The organism is Streptomyces cinerochromogenes, assembly GCF_014648635.1.
Taxonomy (GTDB): domain Bacteria; phylum Actinomycetota; class Actinomycetes; order Streptomycetales; family Streptomycetaceae; genus Streptomyces; species Streptomyces cinerochromogenes.
In genome coordinates this window covers 105291-118224 of the sequence record NZ_BMRM01000025.1, presented here as the reverse complement: position 1 = coordinate 118224, position 12934 = coordinate 105291, and the positions used below count along the sequence as shown (strand labels likewise).

General features: G+C 72.4%; 9 protein-coding genes. 6 read left to right on the top strand and 3 right to left on the bottom strand.

The features are described 5' to 3' along the window. Positions 1-526 precede the first annotated feature (526 nt). Positions 527-976, top strand: coding sequence for a PTS sugar transporter subunit IIA (locus IEZ20_RS35420; RefSeq protein ID WP_189306444.1), 450 nt, complete (start codon positions 527-529; stop codon positions 974-976). A 79-nt stretch (positions 977-1055) separates the two neighbouring features. Then, complete coding sequence (gene ptsP / locus IEZ20_RS35415) at positions 1056-2726, top strand: phosphoenolpyruvate--protein phosphotransferase (RefSeq protein ID WP_189306442.1); 1671 nt, start codon at positions 1056-1058, stop codon at positions 2724-2726. Positions 2727-2816: 90 nt separating this feature from the next. On the opposite strand, the gene IEZ20_RS35410 is transcribed toward ptsP, so the two are convergent. Beyond that, positions 2817-3710 carry a DUF8829 domain-containing protein gene (locus tag IEZ20_RS35410; protein WP_189306440.1) on the bottom strand — a complete coding sequence of 298 codons (894 nt, stop codon included), beginning with the start codon at positions 3708-3710 and terminating at the stop codon, positions 2817-2819. 168 nt (positions 3711-3878) lie between these two features. Continuing rightward, entirely contained in the window at positions 3879-5855 is a 1977-nt protein-coding gene (locus IEZ20_RS35405) for an acetoacetate--CoA ligase (protein WP_189306438.1), read from the bottom strand. A gap of 215 nt (positions 5856-6070) precedes the next feature. On the opposite strand from IEZ20_RS35405, the gene IEZ20_RS35400 reads away from it, so the two are divergent. Next, positions 6071-8431, top strand: coding sequence for a glycoside hydrolase family 31 protein (locus tag IEZ20_RS35400; protein ID WP_189306436.1), 2361 nt, complete (start codon positions 6071-6073; stop codon positions 8429-8431). Positions 8432-8441: 10 nt separating this feature from the next. Here IEZ20_RS35400 and IEZ20_RS35395 read toward each other — a convergent pair whose 3' ends face one another. Continuing rightward, positions 8442-8978, bottom strand: a complete 537-nt coding sequence (locus tag IEZ20_RS35395) for an NUDIX domain-containing protein (protein WP_189306433.1) — start codon at positions 8976-8978, stop codon at positions 8442-8444. 232 nt (positions 8979-9210) lie between these two features. Between IEZ20_RS35395 and IEZ20_RS35390 the strand changes: the two genes are divergently transcribed. From IEZ20_RS35390 to IEZ20_RS35380, 3 genes are all read left to right on the top strand, one after another. Beyond that, positions 9211-9657 (top strand): Zn-ribbon domain-containing OB-fold protein, encoded by a 447-nt coding sequence (locus IEZ20_RS35390; RefSeq protein WP_189306431.1) that lies wholly within the window; start codon positions 9211-9213, stop codon positions 9655-9657. Continuing rightward, the gene (locus tag IEZ20_RS35385) at positions 9654-10844 is read left to right on the top strand and encodes a lipid-transfer protein (protein WP_189306429.1); all 1191 of its coding nucleotides are present in this window, start codon (positions 9654-9656) and stop codon (positions 10842-10844) included. Before IEZ20_RS35390 ends, IEZ20_RS35385 begins: the two co-directional genes overlap by 4 nt. A 134-nt stretch (positions 10845-10978) precedes the next feature. Beyond that, the gene (locus IEZ20_RS35380) at positions 10979-12631 is read left to right on the top strand and encodes a GGDEF domain-containing protein (protein WP_189306427.1); all 1653 of its coding nucleotides are present in this window, start codon (positions 10979-10981) and stop codon (positions 12629-12631) included. Positions 12632-12934 lie beyond the last annotated feature (303 nt).

Here is a 12934-nt window from a genome sequence, read left to right as displayed (position 1 = left end):
GAGAGCGGAACGGTCGGAGGAATAACCCGACCGTTCACAGCGTCCTCGCTGTGTTTTTCAAAGGAACCTCGACCATCGGATTGCTCCGACGGACGGGGTATCAACATATCTGGCGTTGACTTTTGGCACGCTGTTGAGTTCTCAAGGAACGGTCGCTTCCTTTGTACTCACCCTCTCGGGCTTTCCTCCGGGCGCTTCCCTTCGATGTTTCAAACTCTATCAGGGTTTTTCCGTCTCCCTGACCACCCCCCTGCGAGCATGCAGAAGGAGATCCAGAGATAGGATCTGACGAGTTTGGGTGCTGCCAGAGCAAGGGCGCTTTCGCACACCTCGCCGTCCCGGCAGGAGTACGACTGTACACGGAGCCGTGAAGGCGGTGCAAATCCGTCGGGCTGGTGGTCTAGACCACTACCTGATAGCTTCCATCCGGAACCGCCACTTCACATGACATACGCTGCTGCTCAGTGCGCCGTCCGGGACAGCCAGTGACGGCCCGTGAACAGCTCCACTCCTTGGGAGGCTTCCCATGACCACCGTGACGTCCCCTATTGCCGGGCGTGCCATCGGGCTGGCCGCTGTGCCGGATCCGGTCTTCTCCGGGGCCATGGTCGGCCCGGGCACCGCCATCGACCCCGTGCGTGAGCCCTCCCAGGCCGTGGCGCCCGTGGGCGGCGTCATCGTCTCCTTGCATCCGCACGCGTTCGTCGTGGTGGACGACAGTGGTCACGGGGTGCTCACCCACCTCGGTATCGACACCGTTCAGCTCAACGGCGAGGGTTTCGAGCTGCTCGTCAACAAGGGCGACACCGTTACCCGGGGCCAGGCAGTCGTGCGCTGGGATCCCGCCGCCGTCGAGGCCGCCGGCAAGTCCCCGGTGTGCCCGATCGTCGCGCTGGAAGCCACGGCCGAGTCCCTCTCCGATCTCCGTGACAGCGGTGATGTGAAGGCCGGCGACAGCCTCTTCTCCTGGAACTGACAGCAGGGCCGTCGCAGGGCGGCGAACAGCACAACCATCGCGGCGGCGGGACCCGCCGCACTATTCGGAGACGGGTGAGATGGAGACAACGCTGCGAGGCGTCGGCGTGAGCCATGGCGTGGCGATCGGCGAGGTTCGGCACATGGGCACGGCGGTGCTGGAGCCGCCGGCGAAGCAGATTCCCGCCGAGGACGCGGAGCGGGAACAGGGGCGCGCCCGCCAGGCTGTGGATGCGGTGGCCGCCGACCTGATGGCGCGCGGCAACCTGGCCGGTGGCGAGGCCCAGGCGGTGCTCGAGGCGCAGGCCATGATGGCCCAGGACCCCGAGCTGATGGCGGACGTGGACCGGCGGATCGCCGTCGGCAGCACTGCCGAGCGTGCCGTGTACGACGCCTTCGCGGCGTACCGGGAACTGCTGGCCGGTGCCGGGGAGTACCTCGCCGGGCGCGTGGCCGACCTCGATGACGTGCGGAACCGTATCGTCGCCCGGCTGCTGGGCGTTCCGATGCCGGGTGTCCCGGACAGCGACCAGCCCTACGTGCTGGTGGCCCGGGATCTGGCTCCGGCCGACACGGCTCTGCTCGACCCGTCCCTGGTGCTCGGTTTCGTGACCGAGGAGGGTGGTCCGACCAGTCACAGCGCCATCCTGGCCCGGGCGCTGGGGGTGCCGGCCGTGGTGGCTCTGCCGGGTGCCGGTGAGCTGGCCGAGGGCACGGTGATCGCTGTCGACGGCAGCACCGGTGATGTCTTCGTGAACCCGAGCGAGGAGAAGAAGGCCGAGCTGGAGGCCGCGGCCGCCGAGCGCAAGGCCGCGCTGGCCTCTTCGACGGGTCCGGGTGCGACCGCGGACGGGCACAAGGTGCCGTTGCTGGCCAACGTGGGCGGGCCCGCGGATGTGCCGGCGGCCGTGGAGGCCGGGGCCGAGGGCGTCGGTCTGTTCCGTACCGAGTTCCTGTTCCTGGACGACAGCAAGAACGCTCCTTCCGAGGAGAAGCAGGTGGAGGCCTACCGGCAGGTGCTGGAGGCGTTCCCCGAGGGCCGTGTGGTCGTGCGTGTGCTGGACGCGGGCGCGGACAAGCCGCTGGACTTCCTGACGCCGGCGGACGAGCCGAACCCGGCGCTGGGCGTGCGGGGGCTGCGGACGCTGCTCGACCACCCCGAGGTTCTGCGCACCCAGCTGACGGCGCTGGCGAAGGCGGCCGAGGGTCTGCCCGTCTACCTCGAGGTCATGGCGCCGATGGTGGCGGACCGCAGGGACGCGAAGGCCTTCGCGGACGCCTGCCGTGAGGCGGGACTGCGGGCCAAGTTCGGCGCGATGGTGGAGATCCCGTCGGCCGCGCTGCGGGCGCGGTCGATCCTGCAGGAGGTGGAGTTCCTGTCACTGGGGACCAACGACCTCGCGCAGTACACGTTCGCGGCGGACCGGCAGGTGGGTGCGGTCTCGCGCCTGCAGGACCCGTGGCAGCCGGCGCTGCTCGACCTGGTGGCGCTGTCCGCCGAGGCGGCCAAGGCCGAGGGCAAGAGCTGCGGCGTGTGCGGTGAGGCCGCGTCCGATCCGCTGCTGGCCTGTGTGCTGACCGGTCTGGGTGCCACCTCCCTCTCCATGGGTTCGGCGTCGATTCCGTACGTCCGCGCGACGCTGGCGAAGTACACGCTGGCGCAGTGCGAGCGGGCCGCGGCCGCGGCGCGTGCGGCGGACAGCGCCGAGGAGGCGCGCAGCGCGGCGCAGGCGGTGCTGTCCGGGGAGTAGGCCGTACCGGCGCCTGCGGGGTGCCGGGGCCAGGGGCGTCCTGCCTTCGGGCGGGACGCCCCTGCTGTTTTCCTGTCGCGGTGCCGCCGCTCAGTGGCGGTGGTCCGGTGCCGTGCTCTCCTCTCCGAGGGTCGGGGGTTCGCGGTAGTCGACGCCGGACTCCGGAGGGATGGGGTCGCCGGACTCGACGTCCGTGCAGTAGGCGTCGAAGACCTCGGATGCCGTCAGTGGTTCCAGGGCGCCGCCGCGCAGTCGCCAGCCGTAGACGCGGTCGGCCGTGCCGGTGGCGCTGGTGCGCATGACGAGTCCGCCGGGGCTGCGCGTCGCGAGGCCCAGGGCGAGGACGCTGGTGAATTCCAGGGCCTCGGCCTCGTCCAGGCGGGTCGCGCCGTGGGGGTCCTGGTCGGCGTGCAGGACCGAGACCAGGGTGTCCGGTGGGCCGGAGACGGTGCAGACGAGGTGCCGGTCGCCGGGTGGCGCGGTGTCGAGGATGCGGACCAGGAGCTCGGAGGCGCGGGTGAAGGCCGCCCTGCCGATGTCCTCGCCGCAGGTGGGGCAGGGGCCGAGGCGGGTCAGGAGAGTGGTGGCGTACTCCCAGGTGGCCTGGCGGACGGCTTCGTCTACGAGCGCGGGCAGGAGGTCGGCGAGCGGGCGGCCGTCGTAGGGGATGGTGGGGCCGGTGGCCGCGAGTTCCGCGGTGTACCGGGTCCGGCTGGCCGGGGCTTCCGGGTCGAGGCCGGTGTCCGCGCAGTATGCGGCGTAGTCCTCGGGGTCGAACAGGGCGAGTGTGGTGTGGGTGCCCTGTGCGGCGCGGGCCCTGAGTACGGCCTCCAGTTGCCGGAGGTAGGTGGCGTGGTCGTCGAAGGTGAAGCTTCGGTAGCGCCGCATGGCGCTGAAGTCGTGGTCGTCGGTGAGTACGCCGATGGTGCCGGCGATCTCGCGGCGCAGGACGCGTCGCAGGGTCTGGTGGTCGGTGTGCGCCATGATTTCCCCCAATGCGCAGTCGATCAGTGCTCACTCACCGTAATCGGCGGCACTGACAATGGCAGTGCCGCCGGTGGTCGGCATCCTTGCTGCGAGGGTATTTGCGCAGGTGACGTGGGTGGTGACGCTGCTGGGAGAGCGAATGCGGAGGGTGATGCTCCGTTCGCATCAGGCGCGTTTGCGGGCGAGTTCCTCGTAGAAGCCGAGCAGGGCGAGGTTGTCGATGGAGCCGGGGTTGACCGCCTTGTCCAGCGGGGTGCCCTGGAGCAGGCGCTTGACGGGGACCTCGATGCGTTTGCCGGTGAGGGTGTGCGGGATGCCGGGCACCTCGATGATCTCGTCGGGGACATGGCGCGGTGAGAGCTGTTCCCGGATGGCCCGCTTGACCCGGTCGAGGAGTGCCTCGTCCAGGACGGCACCCGGTGCGAGGTGCACGAACAGCGGCATCCAGTAGCCGCCGTCGGGCTGTTCGACGCCGATGACGAGGGATTCCCTGATCTCGGGCAGGCGCTCGACGACCTCGTAGATGTCGGCCGAGCCCATGCGCACGCCCTGCCGGTTGAGGGTGGAGTCGGAGCGGCCGTGGATGATCACGCTCCCGCGGGAGGTGACGGTGATCCAGTCGCCGTGGCGCCAGACTCCGGGGTAGGTGTCGAAGTAGCTGTCGTGGTAGCGGCTGCCGTCGGGGTCGTTCCAGAAGTGGATCGGCATGGAGGGCATGGGCTGGGTGACGACCAGCTCGCCGACCTCGTCGACGAGGGGCTTGCCGCTCGGGTCCCAGGACTGCAGGTCGGTGCCGAGGCCGGGGGCCTGGAGTTCGCCGGTGTGGACCGGGAGGGTGGGTACGGCGCCGGCGAAGCAGGAGCAGACGTCCGTGCCGCCGCTGACGGAGGCGATCCACAGGTCGGCCCCGCTCTCGGCGAACTCGTCGTGCAGCCAGCGGAAGCCGTCGGGCGGCAGCGGGGAGCCGGTGGTGGCGACGCACTTCACCCGGGACAGGTCGTGGTCGCGGGCCGGGTGGACGCCGGCCTTGCGGCAGGCCATCACGTAGGCGGCGGAGGTGCCGTAGAGGGTGGCTCCGGTGCGTTCGGCGATCCGCCACTGGGCTCCGGTGTCCGGGTAGCCGGGGCTGCCGTCGTAGAGGACGATCGTGGTACCCGTGAGCAGGCCGGAGACGAGGAAGTTCCACATCATCCAGCCGGTCGAGGTGTACCAGAAGAAACGGTCCTTGGGGCCGAGGTCGCAGTGCAGGCCGAGCTGCTTGAGGTGCTCGACCAGGATGCCGCCCTGGGACTGGACGATGGCCTTGGGCAGGCCGGTCGTGCCGGAGGAGTACAGCACCCACAGCGGGTGGTCGAACGGTACCGGTTCGAAGACCGGCTCGGTGTCCCCCGCCGTCAGCGCCGACCACTCCACGGCGCCCTCGGGTGCCTCGGTGCCCAGCAGGGGGATGTGGACGACGGCGCGCAGGGTGGGCAGTTCGCGGCGCAGCTCGGCGACGATCTCGCGGCGGTCGTGCTGCTTGCCGCCGTAGCGGTAGCCGTCGACGGTGAACAGGACGACGGGTTCGACCTGCTGGAAGCGGTCGAGGACGCTGCGGGCGCCGAAGTCGGGGGCGCAGGAGGTCCAGACGGCTCCCACGGCGGCCGTGGCCAGGAGGGCGACGACGGCCTGGGGGATGTTGGGGAGGTAGCCGCTGACGCGGTCGCCGGGGCGCACACCGAGGGCGCGGAGTCCGGCGGCGAGGGAGCCGACCTGGCGGCGCAGCTCGGACCAGGTCACCGGCCGCGGTTCGTGCGTCTCGTCCACGTACAGGAGGGCGGGTTCGTCCGCTCGGTCGGCCGCGGCCCGCAGGGCGTGTTCGGCGTAGTTGAGGGTGGCTCCGGGGAACCACTCGGCGCCGGGCATGTTGCGGTCGCCGAGCACGCGCGCGTAGGGGGTCGAGAACCGTACGTCGAACCACTCCGTGACGGCTTTCCAGAAGGTGTCCAGCTCGTCGATGGACCACTGGTGCAGGGCCGGGTACCCGCCCTCGGCCGGGGCGCCGTGCTGTTCGGCGGCCCATGCCTGGAACCGGGTGATGCGGGCCTCGGCGATCCGCTGGGGATCGGGCTGCCAGAGCGGCTGGGGGTTCGCGGTCGACATTGAAGCGGCTCCCGGGCTGTGCGCGTCGTGTGCGTCGGTCCGCGCACGGGCTGGGGTGTGCGCGTGACGCGGCTGACAGGGACGATGCCATGTGATCGACTTCTACACCAGGGTGCGCCCCACATAGTCCTTGTCATGAAGATGTGGCCCGGGCACGGGTGAACGGCAGTTGAACGACACGCGCGCGTGGGGCGCTCAGTGGCAGGGTGAGCAGCATGGACGGTCGTGACCTGGTGCGTTCGGTGAGTGTGGTCGGTTCGGGGAGGGCGTCTCTGGGGTTGCGTACCGTGCGGGCCTCGTGGCGCAGGAGGCGTCTCGACGCCGCCGGGCTGCCGCGGCGGGGGCCCGAGCGGGCCCGGGTGCCGGGGCAGGTGCAGGGGGTGGAGCCGGGTCCGGGCGGTGGTCTGATCCGCTTCGGCCGCTCGGAGCTGCGGATCGTCGTGGCGGCGAACGGCGCGGTCTTCTGGGGGTGGGACGGAGCGGGTCCGCAGCCGTCGTACGCGCTGGCGGGAAGCGGTCCCGAGCCGGATCCGCGGGCGGTTCTGGAACCGGACAAGGACGGCGGCTGGCGGGTCGTGGCCGAGCGGATGACGGTCGTCGTGTCGCGGCACGGCGCGGTCCAGGTGTGCACGCCGGGCGGGGTGACGCTGCGGCGGTACCTGCCGCCGCGCTGGTGGGAGCCGGTCGACGGGGGCGCGGGCCGGTGGATGCAGCGGTCGGAGGTGGCGGCGGACGCCCGGTTCTTCGGCCTGGGCGGACGCTCGTCCGGGCCCCGGCTGCGGAACGGCAGGTACCGGCTGTGGAACACCGATCCCGGCCGTGCGTTCGGGCCCGGTGACGATCCGCTGTATCTGACGATGCCGGTGCAGCTGGTGGTGGCGGACGCCGGCACGCATCTGGTGTTCCACGACACCACCTGGGACGGCACGGTGGTCCTGCGGGAGGGCGAGGAGGGCGCCGGGTCCGGGCACGACCGGGCGGGCCACTGCGAGGTGCGGATGGACGGTGGTCCGCTGCGCTGCTGGGTGGTGGTGGGGACTCCCGCGCGCGTGCTGCACACGTGGGCCGCGCTGACCGGGGCGCCCGCGCTGCCGCCCGCGTGGGCGCTGGGCCATCACCACGCGCGCTGGGGTTTCGGCAGCGAGCAGGAGGTGCGCCGGATCGTCGCGGGCTACCTGGAGCGCGGGCTGCCGCTGGACGCCGTGCACCTCGACATCGACCACTACGACGAGCACCGGGTGTTCACGGTCGACCAGGAGCGTTTCCCGAAGCTGCCGGTGCTGGCGGAGGAGCTGCGCCGGGACGGTGTCCGGCTGGTGTCGATCGTCGATCCGGCGGTGCCGGCGGAGCCGGGCAACACCGTGTACGAGAGCGGTTCGGCCGCGGACGCGTTCGTGCGGGACGCGCAGGGCCGCCCGGTGCGGGGTGTCGCGTGGGCCGGTGAGTCGGTGTTCCCGGACTTCACGCACGCGCGCGTGCGTGCGTGGTGGGGCGGGCTGTACGAGGAGCGACTGGAGCAGGGCTTCGCGGGGTTCTGGCACGACCTGAACGAACCGACGTCGTTCAGCGCCTTCGGTGAGCCGACCCTGCCGCGTTCGGCACGGCACGCTCTCGAGGGGCGCGGCGGTGACCACCGGGAAGCGCACAACGTGTACGCGCTGTGCATGGCCCAGGCCGCCTACGAGGGGCTGCGGGAGCTGGTGCCCGGGGAGCGGCCCTTCCTGTTCTCCCGCTCGGGGTGGGCGGGGCTGCAGCGGTACGGCGGCACGTGGTCGGGGGACGTGGCGACGGGCTGGCCGGGGCTGCGGGCGTCGCTGTCGCTGGTGCTGGGCCTGGGCCTGTGCGGGGTGCCGTACTCGGGTCCGGACGTGGGCGGTTTCGACGGCAGTCCGTCGCCGGAGCTGTATCTGCGCTGGTTCCAGCTGGGCGCCTATCTGCCGCTGTTCCGTACCCACGCGAGCCTGCGGGCCGGGCGCAGGGAGCCGTGGGAGTTCGGCACCGAGGTGCTGGAGCACGCGCGCGTGGCGCTGCTGGAGCGCCGGAGGCTGCTGCCGTACTTCGTGACGCTCGCGCATCTGGCCCGGCGGACGGGCGCGCCCTATGTCCGGCCGTTGTGGTGGGGGGCGCCGGAGGACCGGGCCCTGCGCGACTGCGAGGACACGTTTCTGCTGGGCGACGGCCTCCTGGTGGCCCCGGTGCTGGAACCGGGTGCCGACCGGCGTGCGGTGCAGCTGCCGCGGGGCCGCTGGTACGACACGGTGACGGAGGAGGTCTACGAGGGCCCGGGGCAGGTCACGGTGGAGGCACCGCTGTCCCGGATACCGGTGCTCGCGCGCGCGGGGGCGGTACTGCCCGTGCGTGGCGCCGACGGCGGGCTGGAGCTGGAGGTGTGGGCACCCGCGCGGGGACGCACCGGGTCCGGGCTGGTGGTGCCGGACCCGGGCGACGGCTGGGACGAACCGGAGATCGAGCGCTACGTCGCCCGCCGGCAGGGAGGCCGGGTGGTGGTCACCCGGGACCGGGAGGACGGCGTGACCGCACCTCCCTACCCGGTGCGTCTGCGGGGGCTCGGCTGAACGGCCGGGCTCACACGTAGCGGCCCTCGAACCACGCCCTGACGGCCACCGTGTGCAGCGGGAAGGCGAGCTCCTCGGGCCTGCGCAGCAGCTGCCAGCCCTCGGTCTCGTCCGTGGGTCCGGAGGGCGGCAGTCCGTCGGCGGGGCGTTCCGGCAGCAGTCCGAACAGCAGCAGGTGCCCGTCGGGTGAACTCATGGCGTCCACGAGCCGCACGTCGCGGGCGGCTGCGTCGATGCCGGTCTCTTCCTTGAGTTCGCGTACGACGGCCTGCTTCCAGTCCTCGCGGTCGTCGACGTAGCCGCCGGGCAGCGCCGTGCCCCCGCGCGCGGGGGCGACGGTGCGGGTGATGACGACGAGGGCCGTTCCCTTGGTGTCGTACACGGGCTGGAGCGCGATCGCGACCGGCAGCGGGTTGCGGTAGGCGACGGTTCCGCAGGACGGGCAGGTGCGGGGCCAGCCGGAGACGCCCTCTCCAAAGGGCGCGCCGCAGCTCGAACAGTGGGAGTCCGGCGCGGAATTGGCAGTTGGGTGCTGAGTTTCGGACACGCGCGGACTGTATCCGATCAGGGGAGGGACGTGTTCCGGTAGCGACGTGTCAGGAACGGGCGCAACAGGAAGAGGCGGCCGGAATCACCCCCGTCGGTCCCGGCCGCCCCTCGTGTACCACGACGCCGTGGGGTGCCGTTCGGTTCACAGAAACGGCCTCCCTATTTCCGGTTGCCCGTGGCACACTCCTGACGCCTCGTCAGATCGGATCACAGGGACACAGGGAGGACCTTTGCCGCACACACGCAAGCCCGCGGTCGCCGGCTGGTTCACCGGTGAGGGTGACGGCTTCCGGCTCCTGGGCACCCGCTGCACGGCCTGCGCCTCGGTCTTCTTCCCGCGCGAGGACGTCCACTGCCGCAACCCGCACTGCGCGGGCGGCCCCCTGGAGGAGATCCCACTGTCACAGAAGGGGCGGATCTGGTCGTACACCGACAGCCGGTACCGCCCGCCGTCACCCTATGTGAGCAATCCGGAACTTCCGTGGGAGCCGTACGCGTTGATCGCGGTGGAGCTGGACGCCGAGCGGATCGTGGTCCTGGGGCAGGCGGCTCCCGGGGTCACCGTCGCCGGACTGACGGTGGGCATGGAGGTGGAGGTCGTCCCCGGTGTGCTCCACCGGGACGCGGAGACGACCTGGACGATCTGGCACTGGCGGCCGACGGGGGTGGCGGCATGACGGACGACGTGGCGGTCCTCGGTGCGGGTATGCACCCCTGGGGCAAGTGGGGCCGGGGCTTCGTGGAGTACGGGACGGCGGCGGCCCGCGCGGCGCTCACGGACGCCGCTCTCGACTGGCGGGACGTCGGATCCGTCGTGGGCGCGGACACGGTGCGCGGCGGCTATCCAGGGCATGTCGCGGGGGCCACCTTCGCCAAGGCCCTGGGCTGGCAGGGAGCCAGGGTGACCAGTGTGTACGCGGCGTGCGCGTCCGGGGCCCAGGCCATCGCCGCCGCGCGGGCCCAGATCCTCGCCGGTCTCGCGGACGTCGTCCTCGTGGTGGGCGCGGACGCCGCGCCGAAGGGATTCTTCCGGCCCGCCGGCGGGGACCGCCCCGACGATCCGGACTGGCTGCGCTTCCGTCTGCTGGGCGCGACGAATCCGGCGTACTTCGGGCTGTACGCGCGGCGGCGGATGGCGGTGCACGGGGACACCCCGGAGGACTTCGCGCTGGTCAAGGTGAAGAACGCCGCGCTCGGAGCGCTCAATCCGTACGCCCGGTACCGCAGACGGGTCACCGCCGAGGAGGTGGCCGCCTCCGCGGTGGTCGCGGATCCGCTGCGGCTGCTGGACATCTGCGCCACGTCCGACGGCGGGGCCGCCCTGGTGCTGTCCAGCCTGGACTTCGCACACCGGCACGGTGCCGTCCGGCCGGTGCGGATCCGGGCGGTGTCGACGGTGACGCCCCGCTTCCCGAACACGGTGCTGGACCTGCCGGACATCGCCACGGACTCCGCGGTCGCGGTGGCGCCCGCGGCGGAGACCTTCCGCGCGTCCATCGCCCGGGCCGCGTACGAGGAGGCGGGCATCGGCCCCGAGGACCTGTCCCTGGCCGAGGTGTACGACCTGTCCACCGCGCTGGAGCTGCAGTGGTACGAGGACCTGGGGCTCTGCGGCGAGGGCGAGGGTGCGAAACTCCTCCGGGAGGGCGTGACCGCCCCGGGCGGCCGGATACCCGTGAACACCAGCGGCGGGCTGGCCTCCTTCGGTGAGGCGGTGCCGGCGCAGGCCATCGCCCAGGTGTGCGAGCTGACCTGGCAGTTGAGAGGCGCGGCGGGGGACCGCCAGGTCGCCGGGGCACGCGTGGGCATCACCGCCAACCAGGGATTGTTCGGGCATGGCTCGTCGGTGGTCGCCGTACGGTGAGCGGGGCCGGGCCTGCGCCTTATGCGCCCCGCGGGGCGATGGGGCGCTTCCACGCTGTGTGATCGGCCCGGAATCCTGCGTGAACGTCTCATGAACTGCGCTTGGGCGTCCGCGGGCAGCGCCATCATGCTCCCGTGCACTCCTGGACGGATAATCTCCGCTTCGCCTTCCAGCCGGTGGTGAACCTGAGGACGGGCGCGGTCGCCGCACTGGAGATACTCGCCCGCCCGGAGACCGGCGATGTCCTGGCCGAGGCCCGCCGGAATCCCGAACTGGACGGCAGGCTGACCGTGCTGGCGCTCCGCGCGGCGGCCCGCAAAGAGACGCTGCTGCCGCTGCACCTGAACGTGTTCGCGGCCACGCTCGCCGACCTCGGCGGCCTCACACCGCTGCGCGACGCCGTGCGCGCGGCGGGACGCATGACCTGGGAGGTGACGCTCGACATCGTCCCGCCCTACACGCACGTGCCGCAGCGGGCCCTGCTGGAGGCGGTGGCCGCGCTGCGCGAACAGGGGTTCCGGATCAGCGCGGACGGCATCGGCGACGGCGACGTACCCCTCAGGCTGCTCACCGACCTCTCCCCCGACCTGGTCAAGCTCGACGCCCCCCTGCTGGCCCGGCCGGCCGCCGTCCGGGCGATGCGGACGCTGTGCGAGGAACTGGGCGCTCTGGTGGCGGTGGAGGGCGTGGAGACCGAGCTCCAGTGCGCGGCTGCCCTGTCGGCCGGCGCCCAGTTGGCCCAGGGTGAGCTGTTCGCGCCGCCGGCCCGGATTCCCGCAGCGGACGTATACGTTCCGCCGCTGACTCCCGGTGCCGTGGCCGCGCCCCGCTCCGGGCCGTCGGTGCGGGAGTTCGTGCGGCCCGCCGCCCTACTGCCGCTGACGGTCTCGGCGGGGCAGGTGCGGGCGCTGCTGACCGGTTCTCCGGACGTCTCGGGGGTGCTGCTGGTGGACCCGGCCGGGCGGCCCGTCCGCTCGGTGCACCGTTCGCGCTTCCTGCTGTCGATGTCCGGCCGCTACGGACACGCCCTGTACGCCGACCGGCCCGCCTTCAAGCTGGGTGACGCGCCCCGCACGGTCGGCGTCGACGCGACGGCGTGGGAGGTGCTGGACGTGGTGGCGGTCGGCGGCCGGGACCGGACCTCCGACGACGTGGCGGTGGTCGACGCACGGGGCAGGTGCGTGGGGGTGGTACGGCTGGCGGATCTGGTGCGGGCTCTGGCCGAGAACCGGGTCGAGGAGGCCGCCGGGCTCAACCCGCTGACCCGGCTGCCCGGTTCGGATGCGATCGTGAGCGAGGTGGACCGGCGGATCTCCGACGGGCGGGCGTTCGCGCTCAGCTGGCTGGACATCGACCACTTCAAGCAGGTCAACGACGGGGCCGGGTTCGCCGCGGGCGACGAGCTGATCCGCGCGGTGGGCCGCGCGCTCCAGCAGGCCGTCGCGGGGCACGCGCGCGTGGGGCACATCGGCGGGGACGACTTCCTGGTGCTGGCCGAGGAGGAGGCGCTCGATCCGCTGGTGGCGGCCGTGCTGGACGCTCCCTGGGCGGCGGGCGGACGCCCGGTCACCCTCTCCCTGGCGACCGTCGTCTGCGGCCCGGGCAGCGTCGGTGACCATCACCAGGCCGCCGCCCATCTCGCCCCGCTGAAGAAGGCCGCCAAGGCTCTGAACGGCGCGAGCTGGGTGCTCGGGCGCGCCGGGCTCCCCGGCCACGAGGTCCGGCGCGGCGGCCCGGGGCCGGCCCCGGCGCCGGCCGGATACGCGGCCGCCGAGCCGGGCTGGTGAAACGGCCGGTCCGGCTACGCCCGTTGCCGCGGACCGGCGCCGCCGGAGCCCGCGAGAAGGCGGGTGTCACCGTCGCCGCCGGCATCCTTGACGCCCCCGGGATGCCGGTGAACACTTCCCGGTGTCGGCCGACATCGCCGTACATTCTCGGCGCTATCAGGCACTTCGGCACGGGTCGGTCCTGCTCCACGGGCCGGTCTTCCAGGGCGGTCCGGCTGCGACACGGCACGCTCGCACGGACGCCGGGCGGGCCGCGGGGTCCTCACCGCCTCCGGCCGGAGTCGCCGAGGGGACCGTCCCGCA